Origin of the sequence: Rhodomicrobium sp. R_RK_3, assembly GCF_002198715.1 — a bacterium.
GTDB lineage: Bacteria > Pseudomonadota > Alphaproteobacteria > Rhizobiales > Rhodomicrobiaceae > R-RK-3.
The window spans coordinates 261,528-283,051 of the sequence record NZ_MWLK01000021.1 but is presented as its reverse complement, the minus strand read 5'-3'; the positions used below and the strand labels follow the sequence as shown (position 1 = coordinate 283,051).

The window sequence follows — 21,524 nt, the reverse complement described above, 5'->3', positions numbered from 1 at the left end:
TTCCGCGCGCTATGCCATAGCACCGGCGCGGCGCCCGGTCGATGCAATCGCATCATGCATTCATCGCGCCGGCCGCATTCGTGCCTACCCCGCGGTCGGTCCGCAGGTCCGGCCTTTCACGAAGAATTCATCATGGCGCGCCAATCTCGCCGTAACTCGGGCAGCGCCGCCGGCTTGCCCTTGCCAGGCACATCGCGCAATGCTGGATCGCTTTGGGCGGCGCCGTCAGTCTCGCGGGCGGTGGTATACATTATTACGTTGCTCGCGTTGACAGTCCGGCGCCACCGGGAAATACATGGCTGGCCGGAATTTCTTCGCCGTGGTTCTTCATGCGGGGCGCATGGGACCGCGCGCTTTGCGTTGAGGGGTACAAGGTGCGTCTACTGACTGCGTTCGTGATTTTCCTGAGCTGTGCCGGGCTGCAGGCCGCCGCGCAAAATGTCACCGCGGTCGAGGCGGCCAAGGTCACGGTCGGGCCGATTTCGGAGCGGGTCACGGCGGTGGGCAGCCTGAGCGCCAATGAATCGGTCATCATCCGGCCCGAAGTTGCCGGGCGGGTTGTCGAAATCGGCTTCGAGGAGGGCCGCCCGGTCGCCAAGGGCGCGGTGCTGCTCAAGCTGGACGACAGCCTGAACAAGGCCGAAGTCGCCGAGGCCGCGGCCCGGCTGGAGCTGGCCAAGCGCAACCACGCCCGTATCGAAGAGCTTGCCGCCGGCCGCATCGCCACCGAGCGCCAGCGCGACGAAGCGCGCTCCAGCCTCGATGTCGGCACCGCGACCGTCGAGCTGGCCCGCGTGCGCCTCGAAAAGACCCGCATCGTTGCCCCTTTCGACGGCTTTGGCGGGTTGCGCAAGGTCAGCGTCGGCGATTACGTCACCATCGGCCAGGACATGTTCACCCTGGTCGACATCGATCCGATCAAGGTCGATTTCCGCATTTCGGAAAAATTCCTCTCCGCCGCCCGCACCGGCCAGGCCATCGAGATCGGCGTCGACGCCTTTCCCGGCCGCAGCTTCAAGGGCGAGGTTTACGCCATCGACCCCAGCGTCGACGCCGCCGGGCGCAGCGTCGTGCTGCGCGCGCGCGTCGACAATAAGGATCTGGTGCTGCGCCCGGGACTGTTCGCCCGCGTCACCCTCATCATGGAGCTGAAGCCCAATGCGCTCAGCGTGCCCGAACAGGCGCTGATGCCGCGCGGCGACGACCAGTTCGTCTTCAAGGTCATCGACGGCAAGGCCGTGCAAGCCAAGGTCAAGATCGGCAACCGGCGCGACGGCCGCGTCGAAGTGGTCGATGGCCTCGCCGCGAGCGACATCGTCGTCACCGCCGGCCAGCAGAAGATCCGCGACGGCGCCGCCATCCGCGTGCTGGGCGGCGGCGCGGAGGCCGTCTCGGAGACGCCCGCCGGCAAGGGAGCTTGAGGCCCCATGTCGATCTCCGACGTCTCGATCCGCAGGCCGGTCTTTGCCACCGTGATGAGCCTCATCGTCGTGCTGCTGGGCCTTGTTTCCTATCAGCGGCTGACGGTGCGCGAATATCCCAATATCGACCCGCCGGTCGTCACCGTGCAGACCGAATATCGCGGCGCCGGCGCCGAAATCGTCGAGACCCAGGTGACGCAGGTGCTGGAGGATTCGCTCTCCGGCATCGAAGGCATCGACTTCATCACCTCGATCAACCGCCAGGAGCAGAGCCAGATCTCGGTGCGCTTCAAGCTCAACCGCGATCCCGATTCCGCCGCCGCCGACGTGCGCGACCGGGTGGGCCGGGTGCGCGGGCGGCTGCCCGACGAGATCGAGGAGCCCGTCATTCAGAAGGTCGAGGCCGACGCCCAGCCGGTGATCTATCTCGCCTTCTCCAGCGACCGCCATTCCGCGCTGGAAATCACCGACTATGCCGACCGCTTCGTGAAGGACCAGCTTCAGACGCTGACCGGCGTGACCGAGGTGCGCATTTTCGGCGAGCGGCGCTATTCCATGCGGATCTGGCTCGATCCCGAGCGCCTCGCCGCCTACGCGCTGACGCCGCAGGATGTCGAGGATGCGCTGCGCCGCCAGAATGTCGAGGTGCCGGGCGGCCGGGTCGAGAGTTCGGCGCGCGAATTCACCGTGCTGTCGGAAACCGACCTGCGCACCGCCCAGCAGTTCAACAATCTCGTCCTGAAGGAAACCGGCGGCTATCTGGTCCGGCTCTCCGATGTCGGCCGGGCCGAGCTCGGCGCGCTCGACGAGCGCCGCATCGTCCGCTTCAACGGCCAGAGCGCCGTCGCCATGGGCGTGGTGAAGCAGGCGACCGCCAATCCGCTCGATGTGTCGAAGGAGGTCCGGGCGGAATTGCCCGCCATCGTCAAATCGCTGCCGGAGGGGATGAAGGTTGAGGTCGCCTATGACCGTTCGGTGTTCATCGCCGAGTCGGTCAAGAACGTCTATCACACCATCGCCGAAGCGGTGGTGCTGGTGGTGCTCATCATCTTCTTCTTCCTGCGCTCCCTGCGCGCCACCCTCATTCCGCTCGTCACCATCCCGGTGTCGCTGATCGGGGCGTTCGCCCTGATGTATGTGCTGAATTTCTCCATCAACACGCTGACGCTCTTGTCGCTCGTGCTCGCCATCGGCCTCGTCGTCGACGACGCCATCGTCATGCTGGAGAACATCTTCCGCCATGTCGAGGAAGGCATGAGCCCGAAACAGGCCGCCTTTGTTGGCGCCCGCGAAATCGGCTTTCCCGTCATCGCCATGACCCTGACGCTCGTCGCCGTCTATGTGCCGATCGGCTTCATGGCGGGCACCACCGGGCGCCTGTTCACCGAATTCGCCTGGACGCTCGCCGGCGCGGTGCTGGTCTCCGGCTTCGTCGCCCTGTCGCTGACGCCGATGATGTGCTCGAAACTGCTGAAGGAGCACCAGTCGCACGGGCGGCTCTACAACGCCATCGAATGGATCCTGCAAAAGCTGACCGGCGGCTACCGCGCCCTGCTCGGCGCCGCGCTCAAGGTTCGCCCGCTGGTGCTGCTGATCGGTCTCGGGGTCGCCGGATCGAGCTGGTTCTTCGTCCAGATGCTGAAATCGGAGCTCGCCCCATACGAGGACCAGGGCACCATCGTCAGCATCTTCACGGCGCCGGAAGGCTCGACCATTGACTATACCGACCGCTACGCCAAGCAGCTCGAGGCGATCTTCGCCAAGACCGGCGATCTCGCCAGCTATTTCGTGGTGTCCGGCAATCCGGTGGTCTCGCAGGGCATTTCCTTCGCGCGCATGGTGCCGTGGGCCGAGCGCAAGCGCACCCAGTTCGCCATCGGCGAAGAGCTGAAGCCGCAGCTTCAGAACGTGCCGGGCGTCACCGCCTTCCCGAGCAACCCGCCCCCGCTCGGCCAGAGCGTGCGCAACAAGCCGGTCTCCTTCGTCATCCAGACCACGCAATCCTACGACAAGCTGCAGACGCTGCAGGATGCCGTGCTGGCCAAGGCGCGCACCTATCCCGGCTTCACCGATCTCGATACCGACCTGAAACTCAACACGCCGCAGCTCAACATCAAGGTCGACCGCGAAAAGGCCGCCGATCTCGGCGTCCAGGTCGAAACGCTCGGCCGCACGCTGGAAACGCTGCTCGGCGGCCGGCAGGTGACGCGCTTCAAGCGCGAGGGCGAGCAATATGACGTCATCGTGCAGGTGGCCAATATCGACCGCCGCAATCCGGAGGATCTTCGCCGGATCTATGCGCGCAGCTCGCATGGGGCGATGGTGCCGCTGTCGAACCTGATCGAGATCCGCGAAACCGTCGCGCCGAAGGAGCTGAACCATTTCAACCAGCTCCGCGCCGCCACCATCACCGCCCATCTGACCGCCGGCTATACCGTCGGCGACGGCCTCACCTTCCTGGAGAACGCCGCGCAGGAGGTGCTGCAGGGCCAGGCCCAGATCGACTATTCCGGCCTGTCGCGCGAGTTCAAGGAGTCGACCTCGGACATCTACATCACCTTCATCCTGGCGCTCGCCTTCATCTATCTGGTGCTGTCGGCCCAGTTCGAGAGTTTCCGCGATCCGGTCATCATCATGCTGACCGTGCCCCTGTCGATGACCGGCGCGCTGGCCGCGCTATGGTGGAGCGGCGGCACGCTGAACATCTACAGCCAGGTCGGGCTGGTGACGCTGATCGGCCTCATCACCAAGCACGGCATCCTGATCGTAGAGTTCTCCAACCAGCTCCGCGCGGCGGGCAAGCCGCTGCGGGAGGCGGTGGTCGAGTCGGCGACGCTCCGGCTGCGGCCGATCCTGATGACGACGGGCGCCATGGTGCTCGGCGCGGTGCCGCTGGCGATCGCGACCGGCGCGGGTGCCGAGAGCCGCCAGGACATCGGCTGGGTGATCGTCGGCGGGCTGCTGGTCGGGACGTTCTTCACGCTGTTCGTCATTCCGGTGGTCTATTCCTATCTCGCCGGCCCGGTGAATGTGGAGGCACATTCCAAAGGTCCGCTCACATCCCGTGACATGCCGGAACATCCCGCCGACATGCCGGAACAGCCCGCCGGGCGCGAGCCGCAGCCGGTTTAGGGCGGCGGTCCTCTCAGGGGCAATACGGATGGCGGCGGCAGCGATGCCGCCGTTTTCGTCCGTGGCCTGTGCATAATTTTCGGGCAGAGAGCGGGTCGGATGACCGCGTCCAAGGGCGGTGGCCGCTCCTCCCTCTCTGGTAAGCCCCGCGAAAGCGGTGATCCGGTAACCATCTGATTCCGTTACAGAATACCGAGGCCGCCCGCGCCGCCGGCCCCCGCCCTTCCGCCGAAACGTCTCCCCATTCCGCCCCCCGCAAGTCAGGGTTTCCCCTATCTTGCCCGCCGCCGCGTTCCGTCCGATTGATCGGGAACGGGCTGCCATTCTGCATTCGCCGCCAATCAGGACGCTTCCGGGCGGTCCGGACCGGTTCATCCCCCGCTTTCCAGCGCTTTGCTGCAAAGACTCCAGCATCGCCATCAGTTCGTCAAAGTTGACGCCGAGATAAGAGTAGAAAGCAGGTCCCTTAATCTGTTCAGATGAGTACGGCCATGCGTATCTCTCAATCTGTGATTGCGATCTTTCTTAGCCTCTTTTATGCCTCTTCAGCGAGTTTTGCCGCGCCCATCGAACTAAGATTTGCTCATAATGGCGGCCCTGGATCGCTCTTCGACGCCTCGGTCAACGAATTCGCCCGCCGCACCAATCTGGAACTTCCCGACACCTACCGCATCACCGTCTCCGGCGAGAGCAAACTCGGCGACGACACCGCAATCCTGCAGAAAATCAAACTGGGCGAGATAACTTTCGGCCTGCCCTCCACCGTAATGTCTTCAATTAGCGACGTTTTTGGCCTTTTCGAGCTGCCCTTCCTCATCCGCAATCGCGAGCAGGTCAAGCGCATTGGCGAGACGCTGCTGGAGCCGGTGCTGCAACCCGAGGCCAAGCGCCAGGGCTTTCGCATCCTGGCATTGTGGGAAAACGGCTTCCGCCAACTCACCAACAATGTCCGCCCGATCCACCGCCCGGAAGACTTGCGCGGGCTGAAGATCCGCGTGCCCAAGGGCCAGCGCGAGAAAGTTTTCAAGGAATTCGGCGCCGAGCCCGTCCCGCTCGCCTTCCACGAAGTGCATGAGGCACTCAAAGCCGGCACGCTCGACGGCCAGGAAAACCCGCTGGCGCAGATCCAGGGCGGCAAATTCTATGAGGTGCAGCACTATCTGACGCTGTCCGATCACCTCTACACTCCGGCCTATATCATTGTCAGCGATGAACATTTCTCAAAGCTGCCGCCTGAAGTGCAGGCGATCATCACGCGCAACGCCAAGGAGATGCAGGCCTGGATCTACACGACGGCCGTGCGAATGGAGAGCGATCTGCTCGACCAACTCGGCGATGAGATGAAGCTCAACCAGGTCGACGTCAACGCCTTCAAGACCGCCAGCCGCCCGCTCTATGGTCAGTTCGTGCGCTCGGTCGCAGGCGGCGCCAAGCTGGTCGAGATGGTCGACCGCCTCGGCGAGGAAACCACGGCGACCTCGGCGCAGATCTCGCGGTAGGAGTTCGCCCGGGGCCGCAAATGCTGGCGACCGTGTCACGCGTAATCGCGCTCGTCGGCGATCAGCTTGCCGTCATCGGGGAGCGATCCGGGCGCGACAAGTTCGACCGTACCCTTGAGCCGCGTCACGGCATTCAGCGTTTCGGCGAGGCGCCCGCGCAAGGGCTCATCGTTGGCGTGGCTTTCGGCCTGGAGCAACATCTCGTCCTGGTCCCCGGCCCGGCGCACGACCAGACGCAACCGCCCCAGCTCGGGATGGCGCTTGCCGATCTCGGTCACATGCAAGGGGTGCACGAACAGCCCCTTCACCTTGGTCGACTGGTCCGCCCGGCCCATCCAGCCCTTGATCCGCGTTCCCGTCCGCCCGCAAGGCGATCTCCCCGGCAGAATCGCCGACAGATCGCCGGTGGCGAAGCGGATCAGTGGATAGGTCTCGTCGAAATTCGTCACCACGACCTCGCCGATCTCGCCATCGGGCACCGGCTCGCCCGTTCCCGGCCGGACGATTTCGAGGATGATGCCCTCATTGACGATCATGCCGCCATCGGTGCCGGTCTCATAGGCGATCAGGCCAAGCTCGGCGGTCGCGTAGCATTGCAGCACGGCGACGCCCCTCGCGGCATAATCCGCGCGCATCGACGGCAGCAGCGCCCCGCCCGAGACCAGCGCCTTGGTGATGCTGCAAGGCGCCCCCTGCATCTCGCCGACGCGGTCGAGCAACGCCTTGAGATAATCCGGCGTGCCGACATAGCCGGCCGGTTTGGTGCGGATGATGGTTTCGGCCTGCTGCTCGGTATTGCCGACCCCTGCCGGGATCACCGTGCAGCCGAGCGCCCGCGCCGGCTCGTCGAGCATGAAGCCTGCGGGCGTCAGGTGATAGGCGAAGGCATTGTGGATGATCTCGCCGGGCCGGAAACCAGCCGCGAACAGCGCCCGCGCCATCCGCCACGGATCATCGCCGCTCCGCTGCGGCTCCAAGACCGGCCCCGGCGAGACCATGATCCGCGCGATCGGCCTATCCGCCACGAGGCCGCCGAAGGGCGGGTCGGCGGCTTGCAATGCGGGCAGATCGGATTTGCGAAGGAGCGGCAGACGTGCGAGGTCTGCACGGGTGGCGATACGGGCGTCGCCGATGGATGCCAGATGCCGCGCCCAGCCCGGCGCCTCCTGCAATGCCGTCTCGATGAAGCTGGGAAGACGCCGAAGCAACTCCTCCTCCCGCGCCTCCGGCAGCCGCGTCTCCTCGGTGTCGAAAAACGGTCCTGCCATGGCTGCCTCCCGGTGCCTTTTATTGTAACAAAAGCTTAGATAAGGCTCGGCCGCCCTACAAGGTAGCTCCGACTTAGATCGGTGCCGCAGCAGGTGCGCCGCGTGCCGGCAATGCGGCGCGGTTGCAACGACGACCCGAATTATGCTTTAGCGCCGCTGATTCCGAGGGCAAGCCGCCCTCGTTGATGCCATGGAAAACCTCCATCACAGCCGGAGCCGAAATGATCGCAATTTTACGCCCGCTGCTCGCCCTGTTGATCTGCCTGAGCCTCAGCGCCTGCGCTTCAACCACGGCTCTAGAATCCCAGACCAAGGCCCGAGACGCCAAACTTGCCCGGGTTTACTTCGTGCGCGCGAAAACGATGGTGGGCGTGGCTTTGTCCCCTGACATCAAGGTCGACGGCAAGGGCGTTGGCAATCTCGCCGCAGGGTCCGCATTTTTCATCGATCGTCCGGCCGGACATTATAAATTGACGCTGGATCATGAGTTCGAACCCGGGGTTTATAACCGGGACATCACGCTGGTCGCGGGGCAGACCCAATATTTCCAAGTCGTGCAGGAAGGACGCTTGCCGCTTTATGTGGCGATCGGACCCTCAATGGTACCAATCAATGGAGGCGGCAATGGCATCGAAGGTCCATTCCAGTTGCGCGCGATCGGCCAGAAAGAAGGCGAAGCCCTCATAGCAAGCGTGCAGAATTAACAGCAATGCCGGCCCGGGGGGAGCACGGCGCTAGTCTGCCAGCCGCCCCCAGCAATCATATGCATCGGTCTCCTCGACAACGACCTTCACGACATCGCCGGCGGCCAGACCTTCGGCCTCTGCCAAAAACACCGATCCGTCAATATCCGGCGCATCCCAGGTCGAGCGCCCGACCGCACCTTCCTCATCCACCGTGTCGATGATCACATCGACCGTCTGGCCGACGCGCGCCCCCATGACCTCGGCGCTAACCGCCTGTTGCGTCTCCATGAAACGATGATAGCGCTCGGCCTTCACCTCTTCCGGCACCTGCCCGTCCAGCCCGCGCGACTGCGCGCCGTCGACATTCTCGTATTTGAAGCACCCGACCCGCGCGAGCTTGGCTTCCTTCATCCAATCCAGCAGGAAGGAAAAATCCTCTTCCGTCTCGCCCGGAAAGCCGACGATGAAGGTCGAGCGGATCGCCAGGTCCGGCACGATCTGGCGCCAGCGGGCAATGCGCTCCAGCGTCTTTTCCTGGTTCGCCGGACGGCGCATGGCTTTCAGCACATTCGGCGCGGCGTGCTGAAACGGAATGTCGAGATAGGGCAGGATCTTACCCTCGGCCACCAGCGGCAGCACTTCGTCGACATGCGGATAGGGGTAGACGTAATGCAGCCGCACCCAGGCGCCCAGACTGCCGAGCGCCGCGCACAGATCGTAGAAGCGCGCGCGGAGCGGATCGCCTCGCCACCCGCTGGCGGCGAATTTCAGATCGACGCCGTAGGCGCTGGTGTCCTGGCTGATGACCAGCAATTCGCGCACGCCGCGCGCGACGAGCTGCTCAGCCTCCTGCATGACGTCAGCGGCGGGGCGGCTCGCCAGCACGCCGCGCAATTGCGGGATGATGCAGAAGCTGCATTTGTTGTTACAGCCTTCTGAAATCTTCACATAGGCATAGTGGTCGGGCGTGAGGCGCAGTCCCGCAGGCGGCACGAGGTCGAGGAAGGGCGCGTGCGGCGCGGGCGCGGCCTGGCGCACGGCGGCCATGACGGCCTCATATTGATGCGGGCCGGTGACCGCCAGCACGTCGGGGAAGGCGGCGCGGATGCGCTTGTCCTCGACGCCGAAACAGCCGGTGACGACGACGCGGCCGTTTTCCGCCATGGCCTCGCCGATGGCGTCCAGGCTCTCGGCCTTGGCGCTGTCGAGGAAGCCGCAGGTATTGACGACGACGACATCGGCGCCGTCATAGCTCGGCGCGATCTCATAGCCCTCTGCCCGCAGCCGGGTGATGATGCGCTCGGAATCGACCAGCGCCTTGGCACAGCCCAGACTCACGAAGCCGACTTTAGGCGCGGACTTGGAGCGCGATTTCGATTTGGCGCCGGGCGCCGCAAGTGTATCCGTCATAGGCGCAAAACTCTCAGCCAGCGGGCGATGTTGATCAAGCTCATAAGCGCCGCGGCGACATAGGTAAAGGCTGCCGCGCGCAAAATATGGCGGGCAGCGGGGATATCGCGCTCCGGTACGTATTTTCCCGCCTTGAGAACGGGCAGCGCGCGGTTGAAGCTGGCGTCCAATTCGACCGGCAGCGTGGAGAGCTGTAGCACGACACCCATGCCGAGCACCAGCAGCCCTGCGACAAAGGGAATCAGCGCGCCGGCCGGGTGGCGGGTAAGGCCTATAGCGAGCGGCGCCGCCAACATTACGACACCGCCGACGCGCTCGATGATGATGGCGGTTTTGGCGAGCCGGGTACGGGTTTTCAGGAGCTGCGAATTGGTTGCGTCCTGCATGGCGTGACCGACTTCATGCGCGGCGATGGTGACGGCGGTCAGCGAGCGGCCGTGAAATTGCTTGGGGGAGAGCCGGACAGCCTTGGCGCCGGGGTCGTAATGGTCGCCGAGCGGGGTCTCCTCGACCTTGACGCCGGTGATGCGCATTTCGTCGAGCAGATGCCGCGCCAGCTCGCCGCCGGTGCCGGGGAAATCGGGCCGGTCGCCGGAATGGCGGTCGAGCACGGCGCGCACCCAGAGCGTCGGCAGGATGGCAAGAGCCAGGAAGAGAAGCAATCCAAAGACGATCAGCACGCGCGGCAACGCTCCTTACGCTCAGCCTCATCCCGCCAGCCTGCGGAGTACTGGATTCCCGCCTTCACGGAAATGACAAAAGAAGCAAGCCGGCGGAAGCCGAAAGCTACTCCGCGTCCTTCTTCTTTTTCTTCTTGCCGAACAGCGAGTCGAGCGCCTTGCCGAATTCGTCGGCCTTGATCTTGCCGTCGGTGAGCTTTTCCACCGATTTGCCGAAAAGCTTCGCGGTGCCGACCAGCCCGTCCTTGTCCTTCAGCGCATTGGCAAGGTCAGGGTAGATGTCCGGCTTGTCCCAATCGCCCTTGACGATCAGCGGAATGGCGAGGCTGGCCTGCTCCTGCGGCCCGCCTTCGGCGGGCGTCGCCTCGGCCGGAGGCGGGGAAGAAGCCTCCCCTCCATGGGCGGTCACTTTGGTCTTCAGCTTGTAATCGAGCTTGCCCTGGGTGAGGTCGGTCCTGCCCTCGCCGCTGGCGGCGATATTCGGGCCGCTCAGAGTGATGTCGCTGGTCGAGGCGATACCCTTTTCGATGGCGTAGCTTGCATCGAACCTGTCGAAGGGCGTGCGCCGCCCCGCCTCGCGCCGCCATTTGCCGATCTCGCCCTCTTTCGCCTTGGCGACGATCAGCGGCAGGTCGATCCCCTCGATGGCGCCGTTCGCCACCGTCAGCCGCGCCTTGCCGGTCAGCGTGCCGGCGATGGCATCCAACGATCGCCCGCCGCCCGCCACGTCGATCGCAAGATCGGTGCGGCCGGAGAGCCAGTCGAAGCGCGACAGGCCCTTGCTCAGCGACAGGCCGTCGACACCCGCCATCTGGAACGAGCCTGCCAGCACCGGCTCAGGCTGGCGCGCGTCGAGCGTCAGCTTACCCTGCCCCGTGCCGCCATGCAGCGCCAGATTGTCGAGGCTGATACGGGTGGTGCCGTCGAAATCGGCGAAGGCGGAAAAATCGCCGCTCGCGCCCGGCGCGCTCAGCTTGCCATCCGAAATCACCAGTTCCTGGTCGGAGAGTTCCAGCCGCCCGGCCAGTTCCGCGCCGTCGAAACGCGATAGCGCCTGCGCATTGCCGCCGGTCCAGCGGGCAAGCGCTTCGCCGGAGGAAAATTTGACGCGGCTCGTCCCGGCGAAATGCGGCCGGCCGCGCCAGAGCAGCACGCCGTCGAGATCGGTGCGCATGGCATCGCTGGCGAGCGCGAAACGCAGCGCGGCGGAGCGGTCGGAGGGCGGATCGGGCGGCGTCGCTGTCGCACTGAGCCGGACTTTCTGGCCCTGCAACAAGAGCCCGCCTTCGAGCGTCACCCGGCCGTTGGCGCCGGGACTGCGCAAAGAGAGGTCGAATTTCTCGATTTGCACGACGCGGCGGCGCACGTCGTCCCGATAGGCGAAGGAGCCGTTGACGATGTCGATATCGACCGATGGCAGCGCCCTCCTTTCGCCCTGCGGCGGCAGGATGTCGGTGGCGACCTTGGCGATCTGCGTGCTGTCTCCGAGGGCCGCGAGACGCACCGGCGCGGTGAAGGGCCAGAGCGCGGTCAGATCCCAATTGCTGCGGCCTGAGGCGTCGATATGGAACAGCATCGAGGGGTTCTCGATGGTGACTTTGCTGACCTCCAGCCGCTGCCCGAAGAGCGAGGACGGCCGGATAGCGGTGAAGATGCGGTCGGCGCGGATCGAGGGGCCGCTCGAGGCGCCGAGCGGCAGCATGACGCTGACGCCTTCGACGGCGATGCCGAGCTGAGGGAACACCGACAGGCGCAGGCGCTGCGCCTCTTCGAGATAGAGGCCGGTTTCATTGGCGAGCAGGCGGCCGAGCTGGCGCTGCAAATAGGGCTGCGGCAGCCAATAGGGCATGAGGACAACCGCAAGCGCCAGAACCGCAAGCAGAATGCCGAGGGCGGCCAGAGGTTTCCTCATCGCCGATGCAGACCTTCCGGTGGTTGAGTCCCTCGTGATTATAGCGCGATTAGAGCGCTTCGTGGACTTCACGCGCATTTGAGCGCGGCACGCGCGCCTTCTCCCAGCATTTCCGCTCGATCCGGTAGCGGAGAACCGGCAGATAGCGACCAAGCTGTGCGGATTTGATCCGGCCGGTGCCGACCCGCCGCATTCCGGCGCCGAGCAGGACACGCTGGGACGCGAGATTGGTGACGCGAGCGCTTGCGCCGATAGCGGAGGAATCACTGGAGGAAAAGGTCAGGTCGATCAAGGCGCGAGCGGCTTCTGAGGCGTAGCCGCGCCGGCGGTAGGGCCGCCCGATCCAATAGCCGATTGTCGGGATGCCGCCTTTGCCGAGGCTGATGCCCGCTGCGCCGACGATAAGGTGCGGGTTGGACCGAAGCGTCAGAAGGTAGGGGATGTGAAGTCGCGGGCGCGCCGGTTTATGCGCGGCCTCGATCCATTTTCGTCCGGACATTACCGGATAGGGATAGCGGATCAGACCGGTGCTTTCGGCGATGATGGGATCGTTGATCAGGCGGCAGATCGCTGCCAGATCGGCGGCGACCGGCAGGCGCATGAAAAGGCGCCGCGTGAGCAAAGGCTCGCGCGGCGCCTCAAATCCTATCAGGTCATCGCCTCGATGCATGACCCGCCAAGCCCACCCGAATGGGGTTAGGACGCAGCGCCTTCTTCGCCGACGACGGAGATGAAGACTTTGCCATTGCCGCGCGCGCGGAAATGCACTTCGCCTTCCTGGATGGCGAAGATCGTGTGGTCTTTGCCGATGTCGACGCCGGTGCCGGGGTGCCACTTCGTGCCGCGCTGGCGGACGATGATGTTGCCCGGAATGACCTTCTCGCCGCCGAACTTCTTCACGCCGAGGCGGCGGCCAGCGGAGTCGCGGCCGTTGCGGGACGAGCCGCCTGCTTTCTTATGTGCCATCGATCGGGCTCCTTACTTCTTCGATTTGTCCGCAGCGTCCTGGTCGACCTTGGCGCGCGGCGGCTTGCCGGCGATCAGATCCTTGGCCTGCTGGACCCATTCCTCGCGCTCGATGCGGCCCTTGAAGGAGAGCTCGGTATCGATGCGCTCGATTTCCGCCGGAGTGAACGCGGCGATCTGCTTGAGCGAGGTGACGCCCAAAGCCGCCAGCTTCTTCTCCAGAGCCGGGCCGACGCCGCCGATCAGCTTGACGTCGTCCTGGAAGCCAGCAGCAGCGGGCTTGCCTCTCTTGGGCGCGGCATCGGCGGCGGGCTTGGCCTTGGCGGCGGATTTCTTCGGCTTTTCGCCTCCGGTGAGGATCTCCGTGATCCGGACCGTCGACAGATACTGCCGGTGGCCGTTGCGGCGGCGATAGTTCTGGCGGCGCTTCTTCTTGAAGATGATGATCTTCTCGCCGCGATGCTGGTCGACCAGCTCGGCCGCGACGGTCGCGCCGGAGATCAGCGGTGCGCCGACCTGCGGCTCGCCGTCGCCGGCCAGCATCAGCACTTCGCCGAATTCAACGATATCACCGGCCTCGCCGGGAATTTTCTCGATCACCAGGAGATCGTCCGGGGCGACCTTGTATTGCTTGCCGCCTGTGCGAATGACAGCGTACATCTTGCCTTTTCCTTATCCTCACGCGTCCATCGGCGCCGTGGGAAACCCGCGGACTTTGGCGGCCATTCGAGATGACGTTCTTCGAGATGACTCTGGGCCTGGGACAGCGCATTAAGCGCGAAGGAGCGATCGCTTTCCGCGTTGGCGGGCACTATAGGTATGAGGCGGAGTCCTTGTCAATGCCGCGCGGGGCGCAAAATCTCCCTATATCGGGGCGCTCCGGGGACTGGCACGCCGCCCCGCCCTGCATTAGAGTGCCGCCGATCGGGCGACCTTTGTATACGATTTCAAGGCTTGATCTCGATGCGGTTCATTCAGGATTGCCGTTCGACCCGGGGACCTTCTTGAGCAGGATGACGCTTTGGCTGAGAGGCGTGGGAGGGTGCTTTGCCGCGATGATGCTTGCCGGCGCGCCCGCCCATGCGGCTCAGTGCAAGCCCAAGACCTCCGGTTATTTCCTGCAAGCAGAGCCGACCCTAAAATCGGCCTCGCCGACCGATCTGGTGGGCATCATCGCCTCGTTGACCGGCTCGATCGGCGATCCGGCGCGCGGCAGGGCGCTGATGGCGGACGCCGATAAGGGCGATTGCCTCGCCTGCCACCGCGTGCCGGTGATCAGCGAGGAGCCCTCGCACGGCAATCTCGGCCCGAGCCTGAACGGCGTCGGCGGGCGTTATACCGAGGCGCAATTGCGCCAGCTCATCGTCGATCCGAAACCGCTTTTCCCGAAAACCGTGATGCCCGCTTTCCACGCGCCGCCCGATTTTGCCCGCGTGCCGGCGAGCCTTGCCGGCAAACCCATCCTGTCGGCCGGCGAGGTCGAGGATGTGATCGCCTTTCTGAAGAACCTGAAGTGATGCGCCAGCGGGGGTAGGATGGGGAGGAAAGGGGAGGCGTTTGTCGTGGCCGCCGCGGGGGTGACGGCGCTGGCCTTCGCGCTCGCCTTCGCCGCCGTTGGCCAGGACCGCCGCGCGCTGCCGCCGAAAGACCCGGCCAACCCGCTGAACGAGCTGATTTCAGGCTACTACTTCACCCCGCTTGATATCCGCGCCCTGCAAGACGACGACTTCGACAATCCCGGTTTCGCCTGGGTAGGGCGCGGCGAAGGCGCATGGACGCAGGCCGAAGGCACAGAGCGCAAATCCTGCGCCGCCTGCCATCGCACCGCCGCCGAATCCATGCGCGGCAAGGCGGCGGAATATCCCAAATTCGATGCGCGGGCGGGACGGGTGGTGACCCTGGAGGAGCGCATCAATCTTTGCCGCTACGAGAAGATGGGCGCGCCGAGCTGGCTGCCCGAATCGGACGAATTGCTTGGGATGACGGCCTTCCTTCGGCTGCAATCGCGCGGCGTTCCGGTCAATGTTCGGGTGGACGGCGACGCGCAGCCGGCTTTCGAGCGCGGCCGTACGATCTATGAGACCCGCATGGGCCAGCTCGGCATGTCCTGCGCGGGCTGCCACAACAGCCTTTACGGCAAATCGCTGCGCAGCCGGATCATCAGCCAGGGCCACACCAACGGCTTCCCCACCTTCCACCGCGAGCCACCAGGATTTACCTCGGTCCAGGGCCAGCTTGCGATGTGCTTCCGGATGATGAAGGCCGAGCCGCTGCCAAAAGGCGGCGACGAGGAAGCGGCGCTGGAGCTGTACGTCGCATGGCGCGGCAACGGGCTCCCCGTCGAGGCTCCCGCGGTGCGGCGGTAGCGCCTACGGGAGCGGCCCCGCTCAATCAGCGGCGCGCAGACGGTAGCCGACGCCGGTTTCGGTGCGGATGTAATGCGGCTGCTCGGCGTCGGGCTCAATCTTGCGGCGGAGCTGGCGCACGTAGACGCGCAGATATTGGGTGTCGGTGAAGCCGTCCCAAAGCGCGTTCAGCAGGAACTTGTAGGTCAGCACCTTGCCCGCATGCTGCACGAAGATGCGGAGCAGGTCGTATTCCTTTGGCGACAGTTTGATCTCCTTGTCGCCCAGTTTGACGATACGGCGCACCAGATCGACGCTCAGCTCGTCCACCTGGAACACCGAGGTCTCGCCCTGCGCCTGCAATTGATGACGCAAGGCCGCCCGGATGCGCGCAAACAGCTCATTCATGCTGAAAGGCTTGGTCACATAATCGTCGGCGCCCAGGTCGAGCGCCTCGATCTTGGCCTTTTCATCGCCCCGGCTGGACAGGATCAGGATCGGCACATGCTTGGCCTTGGCGCGCATCCGCTGCAGCAGATCGAGCCCGGCCATGTCGGGCAAGCCGAGGTCGAGCAGGATCAGATCGGGCCTCGCATCCATCATGGCGAGCGCCGCCGCGCCGTCGGCGGCGTCGAGGATCTGATAGCCCTGCGTGCCGAGGCCCACCTGCAGGAGTTTTCTGATCGGCGGCTCGTCATCGACGACCAGGACGCGGATGGGCGTTGCGCTCACTCGGCGCGCTCCTCGGGCGGGATCGGAAAGCTGATGGTGAAGATCGCGCCCGGCCGGTCGCTGCGGTTGGCGGCGCTGATCGTGCCCTGCATCGCCTCGATGAAGCCGCGCGCAATGGCAAGGCCGAGGCCCGTCCCCGCCCGCACCTGATCGCCCTTCTTGGCGCGATGGAATTTGGTGAAGATCAGCTCCAGCTCCGCCGGTGGAATGCCATCGCCTTCATCGGTGATCTGCAACCATACCATATCGCGGTCGCGCCAGCTCCGGATGCTGATCGTGGTGCCCTCGGCCGCATATTTCGCGGCGTTGTCGAGGATGTTGAACAGCGCCTGCTCGATCAGGACGGGATCCAGCAAGAGCGGCGGCAGGCCGGCGGCGATCTGCAATTCGATCAGATGATTGGCGAGGATCTTGCGCCCACGCTCCAGTGTGCTGCCGACGATGTCGTCGATATGCTCGAGCGCGACATTGGGCAGGACGGCGCCCGATTCCAGCTTGGTCATGTCGACGAGATTGGAGATGAAGCGGTTCAACCGCTCCGATTCGTCGATGATGGTGGCGAGCAGCTCGGCGCGCTCGCTGTCGGCGAGAGTGCCGACCTCGCGCAATGTCGTCGCCGCGCCGAGCACCGAGGCGAGCGGCGTCTTCAGATCGTGCGAGATGGAGGTCAGCAACGCCGCGCGCAGATTGTCGGCCTCGGCGGTGCGCTTCACCCGGTCGATGTCCTCGACCAGCCGAACGCGCTCAATTGCCAGCGCGCCCTGACCGATCAGCGCCTCGAGCAGGCGGCGCTGCTCCGGCGTCAGCAAGGGGCCGGGGTCGTCGCCATCGATGCCGATGACGCCGATGGCGCCGCGCCCGGTGCGCATCGGCAGGAACAGCCATTTGGCCCCGCTCAGCGTCGCCGAGCCGCGGCCGGCGGTGCGGTGGTGATCCCAGGTCCAGCGCGCCGCCGCCAGATCCGCCTCGCCCATCTCCGGCGCGGCCGGATAGGCGGCCTTGACCGCCAGCCCGCTTTTGCCGGGAAGCATCACCGCCGCCCGCAGATTGAGCATGGTCGCGATGTGATAGGCGGTCGCCGAGAGTACGTCGTCGAGCGTGCCGATGCCGGCCAGCTTACGGTTGAAGGCATAGAGCCGCTGCGTCGCCCGCGCCCGGTCCATCGCGGCAAGCGCCTGGCTGCGCACCCGCGCCGCGACGTTCGACACGATGACAGCCATGATGGCGAAGAAGACGAAGGCCGCGACATTCTTGGCGTCGCCGATGGTGAAGGTGTAGAGCGGCGGGATGAAGAAGAAATTGTAGCACAGCATGGCCATGACGCTGGCGAACAGCGACGGGCCGAGGCCGAACCGCGCCGCCGTCGCCACGATGGCGGTCAGGAACACCAGATCGACATTCTCGATGCCGAACCACGGCTGGATCAGCATGGCGAAGCCGAGCGCGGCGACGATCGCCCCGGCGGCCACGGCATAGGGCAGCCGGGCCGCGGGCGGCTCGGGCGCGGCGCTCACGGTCTTGCGCGCAATCGGTTCGCCGGCGACCGTCTCGCCCGCGATCACATGCACGCTGATGGTGCCGGAGCGGCGGACGAGGTCATGCACCACCGAGCCATGCAGCATTTCGAACAAGCGCGACCGGTCAGACTTGCCGACCACGATCTGGGTGACGTTGTTGGCCTGCGCGTAGCGCATGATGTCGTCGGCGACGGAGATTTCGCCGCCGGGGAGCGAGGCCGCGTCACCGCCCAGCATCTCGGCGAGGCGCAGCATGTCGGCGATGCGGTCGCGTTCCTCCTCGCTCAGCTCGCTGCTGCGGCGCGTTTCCAGATAGATGGCGGTCCACGACGCGTGCAGCCGGTCCGCCAGGCGCTTGCCGTAGCGCACGAGGCCGGCGCCGCGCGGGTCCTCGCTGATGCAGACCAGCACGCGCTCGGTCGCCGCCCAGGGGCCGGGAATGGCGCGCGCCTGCATCTGGTTGAGCAGTTCGTCATCGACCTGATCGGCGATGCGGCGCAGCGTCAGCTCGCGCAGGGCGGTCAGATTTTCCGGCGCGAAGAAATGCTTCAGCGCCCGGTCGGCTTGTTTGGGAATGTAGACCTTGCCTTCCTGCAAGCGCTGGATCAGTTCCTCCGGGGCGAGGTCGACGAGTTCGACGGCATGGGCGCGGTCGAAGATTTCGTCGGGGACGGTCTCGCGCACCCGGATGCGGGTGATCTGCGCGATGACGTCGTTCAGGCTCTCGAGGTGCTGGATGTTGACGGTGGTATAGACGTCGATGCCGCGGTCCAGCAGCTCCTGCACATCCTGATAGCGCTTGGGATGGCGGCTGCCGGGCGCGTTGGTGTGGGCGAGTTCGTCCACCAGGGCGATGCCGGGCCGGCGGGCGATCACGGCGTCGAGATCCATCTCTTGGATGGTGCGGCCGCGATACTCGGTCGTCCGGAGCGGAACGATGTCGAGCGTGTCGAGAAGCGCCTGGGTTTCCTTGCGCCCATGCGTCTCGACCACGCCGACTGCGACATCAATGCCCTGCCTGACCTTGTCATGCGCCTCCCGAAGCATTTCATAGGTTTTGCCGACGCCGGGGGCGGCGCCGACAAAGATCTTGAGCCGCCCCGTGGTCCGATCCTCGCGGCGGACAGCTTCCAGCAACGCCTCGGGTGAAGGCCGTTGCCGGGGATCGCGCCGTTCGTCTGCTATCGACATTCGGTGCCTCGGGGCGGTGATCTAAGACATTACTGGGCGGCAATCTGGTCCAGTGCCAGATTGAGCGCCAGCACATTGACGCGCGGTTCGCCGAGCACACCGACCAGGCGCTGCTCGACATGCTGCTCGACCAGCGTGCTGACCTGATCTTCCGAGATATTGCGCGCCTTGGCGACGCGCGGGATCTGGAAGCGGGCAGCCTCCGGCGAGATGTGCGGATCAAGGCCGCTGCCGGTCGAGGTCACGAGGTCCATCGGCACTTCCGCGCCGGGGTTTTCCTGCTTCAACTTCTCCACATCGGCGGCGACGCGGTCGATCAGCGCCTTGTTGGTCGGCCCCAGATTGGAGCCGCCGGAATTGGCCGCATTATAGGGCTGCGCCGTGGTCTTGCTGGGGTCCGCCGGGTCCGGTCCTACGGTTGCGGAGATGCGGCCATGGAAATAGCGGTCGCTGGAGAATTGCTGCCCGATCAGCTTCGAGCCTACGACGGTGCCGCCCCGCTCGATCAGGCTGCCATTGGCCTGGGTCGGGAAGATCGCCTGGGCGATGCCGGTGATGGCCAGCGGATAGGCAAGGCCGGTGATGATCGTGAAGCCGATCAGGAAGACGAGCGCGGCTCGTATCTGTTTCATTGTTCCCTCCTTACGCGAGGTGCAAGGCTGCGACGGCGAGGTCGATGATCTTGATGCCGATGAAGGGGGCGACGATGCCGCCGACGCCGTAGATCAAGAGGTTGCGCGAGAGCAGTTGCCCCGCCCCCATGGCGCGGTATTTCACGCCGCGGAGCGCCAGCGGGATCAGGGCGACGATGACCAGCGCGTTGAAGATGATCGCCGACAGAATCGCGCTCTGCGGGCTGGCGAGATGCATGACGTTCAGCGCGCCGAGCTGCGGGTAGAACGACAGGAAGATCGCCGGGATGATGGCGAAATATTTCGCCACGTCATTGGCGATGGAGAAGGTGGTCAGCGCACCACGCGTCATCAGCAATTGCTTGCCGATCTCCACGATCTCGATGAGCTTGGTCGGGTTGGAGTCCAAGTCCACCATGTTGCCCGCTTCACGCGCGGCGACCGTGCCGGTGTTCATCGCCACGCCGACATCGGCCTGGGCGAGCGCCGGCGCGTCGTTGGTGCCGTCGCCGCACATGGCGATCAGCTTGCCCTTGGCCTGTTCGTCGCGGATCAGGCGCAGCTTGTCTTCCGGCGTCGCCTGGGCGAGGAAGTCGTCGACGCCCGCTTCGGCCGCGATGGCACCGGCCGTCAGCGGGTTGTCGCCCGTGATCATGACGGTTCGGATGCCCATGCGGCGGAGCTCGGCAAAGCGCTCGCGGATGCCGCCCTTGATGATGTCCTTCAGGTAGATCACGCCGAGCAGCTTGCCGTCGCGGGCAACGGCGAGCGGCGTGCCGCCGGCCTTGGCGATCTGGTCGGAGATCGCCGTCAGCTCGCGCGCGGCTTCGGCGCTGACCATGGGCTTGGCCGCAATGGCCGCGCCGCCGGTGCCGGCGAAGGGGCCGGGGCCGTTGACGAAGTTCAGCACGCTGTCCACGGCGCCCTTGCGGATCCAGGAGCCGCCGACCTCCATGCCGCTCATCCGGCTCTGCGCCGTGAACGGGATGAACTTGCCGCCGAGTTCGGCGACCTCTCGGCCGCGAATGCCGTATTTCTCCTTGGCGAGCACGACGATCGAGCGGCCTTCCGGCGTCTCGTCGGCGAGCGAGGCAAGCTGTGCGGCATCGGCCAGCTCGGACTCGGTGACGCCCCGCAGCGGCTTGAACTCCACCGCCTCGCGATTGCCGAGCGTGATGGTGCCGGTCTTGTCGAGCAGCAGCGTGTCGACGTCGCCCGCCGCTTCAACCGCGCGTCCGGACATGGCAAGCACGTTGAAGCGCACGAGACGGTCCATGCCGGCGATGCCGATGGCGGAGAGCAGCGCCCCGATAGTCGTTGGGATCAGCGTCACGAACAGGGCGACCAGCACCACCACCGGCACCGTGCCGCCCGCATAGGTGGCAAAGCTCGGGATCGTCGCAACGGCGAAGACGAAGATGATGGTCAGGCCGGCGAGCAGGATGTTGAGCGCGATCTCGTTCGGCGTCTTCTGCCGCTCGGCGCCTTCGACGAGCCGGATCATGCGGTCGAGGAAGGTGGAGCCGGGGGCGGCGCTGATGCGCACGATGATCCAGTCCGACAGCACCTGGGTGCCGCCGGTGACGGCCGAGCGGTCGCCGCCGGATTCGCGGATGACGGGGGCCGATTCGCCGGTGATCGCGGCTTCGTTGACCGTGGCGATGCCCTCGATCACCTCGCCGTCGGAGGGAATGATGTCGCCCGCCTCGACCATGACGATATCGCCGACCTTCAGGTTGGTGCCGGGGATCAGGCTCTGCGTCCGGCGGTCGGGCGAGAGCAGCTTGGCCTGGGTCTCGGTACGCTGACGGCGCAGCGAGTCCGCCTGCGCCTTGCCGCGCCCTTCGGCGATGGCCTCGGCGAAATTGGCGAACAGCACGGTAAACCAGAGCCAGAGTAGGATCTGGAAGGTGAAGCCGAGGCCATCCGCGCCGTTGATGACATCGCGGATGAACAGGACCGTGGTCAGGACCGTCACGATCTCGACGACGAACATCACCGGATTTCTGGCGAGCGTGCGCGGGTCGAGCTTGACGAAGGCGGCGCGGATCGCGGGAAACACGATCTTCGGGTCGGCCATGGCCGAGAGCGAAGCCGGCCTGCGTGTGGAGGATTCCATTTTCAGAACTCCGA

At 65.4% G+C, this 21,524-nt stretch carries 17 protein-coding genes; 6 read left to right on the top strand and 11 right to left on the bottom strand.

The genetic code is table 11. The features are described from left to right. Positions 1-374 precede the first annotated feature (374 nt). The 3 genes from BLEFHOIH_RS12225 to BLEFHOIH_RS12215 all read left to right on the top strand — a co-directional run bounded on the left by BLEFHOIH_RS12225 (position 375) and on the right by BLEFHOIH_RS12215 (position 6,052). The gene (locus tag BLEFHOIH_RS12225) at positions 375-1,421 is read left to right on the top strand and encodes an efflux RND transporter periplasmic adaptor subunit (RefSeq protein ID WP_170937129.1); all 1,047 of its coding nucleotides are present in this window, start codon (positions 375-377) and stop codon (positions 1,419-1,421) included. Positions 1,422-1,427: 6 nt separating this feature from the next. Further along, positions 1,428-4,553 (top strand): efflux RND transporter permease subunit, encoded by a 3,126-nt coding sequence (locus tag BLEFHOIH_RS12220; protein ID WP_088345759.1) that lies wholly within the window; start codon positions 1,428-1,430, stop codon positions 4,551-4,553. Between the two features lie 491 nt (positions 4,554-5,044). Next, positions 5,045-6,052, top strand: a complete 1,008-nt coding sequence (locus BLEFHOIH_RS12215) for a TRAP transporter substrate-binding protein (protein WP_170937128.1) — start codon at positions 5,045-5,047, stop codon at positions 6,050-6,052. A gap of 35 nt (positions 6,053-6,087) precedes the next feature. On the opposite strand, the gene BLEFHOIH_RS12210 is transcribed toward BLEFHOIH_RS12215, so the two are convergent. Continuing rightward, a complete protein-coding gene (locus BLEFHOIH_RS12210) occupies positions 6,088-7,320 on the bottom strand; it encodes an AMP-binding protein (RefSeq protein WP_088345754.1) in 1,233 nt (410 codons plus the stop codon). 221 nt (positions 7,321-7,541) lie between these two features. On the opposite strand from BLEFHOIH_RS12210, the gene BLEFHOIH_RS12205 reads away from it, so the two are divergent. Further along, positions 7,542-8,024, top strand: a complete 483-nt coding sequence (locus tag BLEFHOIH_RS12205) for a DUF2846 domain-containing protein (RefSeq protein WP_170937127.1) — start codon at positions 7,542-7,544, stop codon at positions 8,022-8,024. Positions 8,025-8,054: 30 nt separating this feature from the next. Here the strand turns inward: BLEFHOIH_RS12205 and rimO are convergent, their stop codons facing one another. From rimO to rplU, 6 genes are all read right to left on the bottom strand, one after another. Then, complete coding sequence (rimO, locus tag BLEFHOIH_RS12200) at positions 8,055-9,416, bottom strand: 30S ribosomal protein S12 methylthiotransferase RimO (RefSeq protein WP_088345750.1); 1,362 nt, start codon at positions 9,414-9,416, stop codon at positions 8,055-8,057. After that, positions 9,413-10,096 carry a zinc metallopeptidase gene (locus tag BLEFHOIH_RS12195; RefSeq protein WP_088345876.1) on the bottom strand — a complete coding sequence of 228 codons (684 nt, stop codon included), beginning with the start codon at positions 10,094-10,096 and terminating at the stop codon, positions 9,413-9,415. The genes rimO and BLEFHOIH_RS12195 overlap by 4 nt, the downstream gene beginning before the upstream one ends. Before the next feature lie 106 nt (positions 10,097-10,202). Continuing rightward, positions 10,203-12,008 carry an AsmA family protein gene (locus BLEFHOIH_RS12190; RefSeq protein WP_170937126.1) on the bottom strand — a complete coding sequence of 602 codons (1,806 nt, stop codon included), beginning with the start codon at positions 12,006-12,008 and terminating at the stop codon, positions 10,203-10,205. Between the two features lie 49 nt (positions 12,009-12,057). Next, the gene (locus BLEFHOIH_RS12185) at positions 12,058-12,609 is read right to left on the bottom strand and encodes a GNAT family N-acetyltransferase (protein ID WP_170937125.1); all 552 of its coding nucleotides are present in this window, start codon (positions 12,607-12,609) and stop codon (positions 12,058-12,060) included. Between the two features lie 95 nt (positions 12,610-12,704). Next, entirely contained in the window at positions 12,705-12,974 is a 270-nt protein-coding gene (rpmA, locus tag BLEFHOIH_RS12180; protein ID WP_088345744.1) for a 50S ribosomal protein L27, read from the bottom strand. A gap of 12 nt (positions 12,975-12,986) precedes the next feature. Next, a complete protein-coding gene (gene rplU, locus BLEFHOIH_RS12175) occupies positions 12,987-13,634 on the bottom strand; it encodes a 50S ribosomal protein L21 (protein ID WP_088345742.1) in 648 nt (215 codons plus the stop codon). A 395-nt stretch (positions 13,635-14,029) separates the two neighbouring features. On the opposite strand from rplU, the gene soxX reads away from it, so the two are divergent. Further along, a complete protein-coding gene (soxX, locus tag BLEFHOIH_RS26645) occupies positions 14,030-14,491 on the top strand; it encodes a sulfur oxidation c-type cytochrome SoxX (protein WP_176427216.1) in 462 nt (153 codons plus the stop codon). Positions 14,492-14,536: 45 nt separating this feature from the next. Beyond that, positions 14,537-15,340, top strand: a complete 804-nt coding sequence (gene soxA, locus BLEFHOIH_RS12165) for a sulfur oxidation c-type cytochrome SoxA (protein WP_170937123.1) — start codon at positions 14,537-14,539, stop codon at positions 15,338-15,340. 21 nt (positions 15,341-15,361) lie between these two features. Here the strand turns inward: soxA and BLEFHOIH_RS12160 are convergent, their stop codons facing one another. The 4 genes from BLEFHOIH_RS12160 to kdpB are packed head-to-tail and all read right to left on the bottom strand — an operon-like array spanning position 15,362 to position 21,510. Then, positions 15,362-16,051, bottom strand: a complete 690-nt coding sequence (locus BLEFHOIH_RS12160) for a response regulator transcription factor (RefSeq protein ID WP_088345736.1) — start codon at positions 16,049-16,051, stop codon at positions 15,362-15,364. Further along, positions 16,048-18,753: a sensor histidine kinase KdpD gene (locus BLEFHOIH_RS12155; protein WP_088345874.1), complete on the bottom strand. Its 2,706-nt coding sequence runs from the start codon at positions 18,751-18,753 to the stop codon at positions 16,048-16,050. The genes BLEFHOIH_RS12160 and BLEFHOIH_RS12155 overlap by 4 nt, the downstream gene beginning before the upstream one ends. 35 nt (positions 18,754-18,788) lie before the next feature. Next, the gene (locus BLEFHOIH_RS12150; RefSeq protein ID WP_088345734.1) at positions 18,789-19,391 is read right to left on the bottom strand and encodes a K(+)-transporting ATPase subunit C; all 603 of its coding nucleotides are present in this window, start codon (positions 19,389-19,391) and stop codon (positions 18,789-18,791) included. Between the two features lie 10 nt (positions 19,392-19,401). Next, a complete protein-coding gene (gene kdpB / locus BLEFHOIH_RS12145) occupies positions 19,402-21,510 on the bottom strand; it encodes a potassium-transporting ATPase subunit KdpB (protein ID WP_088345732.1) in 2,109 nt (702 codons plus the stop codon). Between the last annotated feature and the right edge of the window lie 14 nt (positions 21,511-21,524).

What these genes read in the sequence shown, in the direction of transcription:
- BLEFHOIH_RS12220 (WP_088345759.1), top strand. Translation starts at nt 1,428, where the DNA reads ATGTCGATCTCCGACGTCTCGATCCGCAGGCCGGTCTTTGCCACCGTG.
- BLEFHOIH_RS12215 (WP_170937128.1), top strand. Translation starts at nt 5,045, where the DNA reads ATGCGTATCTCTCAATCTGTGATTGCGATCTTTCTTAGCCTCTTTTAT.
- BLEFHOIH_RS12210 (WP_088345754.1), bottom strand. Translation starts at nt 7,320, where the DNA reads ATGGCAGGACCGTTTTTCGACACCGAGGAGACGCGGCTGCCGGAGGCG.
- BLEFHOIH_RS12205 (WP_170937127.1), top strand. Translation starts at nt 7,542, where the DNA reads ATGATCGCAATTTTACGCCCGCTGCTCGCCCTGTTGATCTGCCTGAGC.
- rimO (WP_088345750.1), bottom strand. Translation starts at nt 9,416, where the DNA reads ATGACGGATACACTTGCGGCGCCCGGCGCCAAATCGAAATCGCGCTCC.
- BLEFHOIH_RS12190 (WP_170937126.1), bottom strand. Translation starts at nt 12,008, where the DNA reads ATGAGGAAACCTCTGGCCGCCCTCGGCATTCTGCTTGCGGTTCTGGCG.
- BLEFHOIH_RS12185 (WP_170937125.1), bottom strand. Translation starts at nt 12,609, where the DNA reads ATGCGCCTGCCGGTCGCCGCCGATCTGGCAGCGATCTGCCGCCTGATC.
- rpmA (WP_088345744.1), bottom strand. Translation starts at nt 12,974, where the DNA reads ATGGCACATAAGAAAGCAGGCGGCTCGTCCCGCAACGGCCGCGACTCC.
- rplU (WP_088345742.1), bottom strand. Translation starts at nt 13,634, where the DNA reads ATGTACGCTGTCATTCGCACAGGCGGCAAGCAATACAAGGTCGCCCCG.
- soxX (WP_176427216.1), top strand. Translation starts at nt 14,030, where the DNA reads ATGATGCTTGCCGGCGCGCCCGCCCATGCGGCTCAGTGCAAGCCCAAG.
- BLEFHOIH_RS12150 (WP_088345734.1), bottom strand. Translation starts at nt 19,391, where the DNA reads ATGAAACAGATACGAGCCGCGCTCGTCTTCCTGATCGGCTTCACGATC.
- kdpB (WP_088345732.1), bottom strand. Translation starts at nt 21,510, where the DNA reads ATGGAATCCTCCACACGCAGGCCGGCTTCGCTCTCGGCCATGGCCGAC.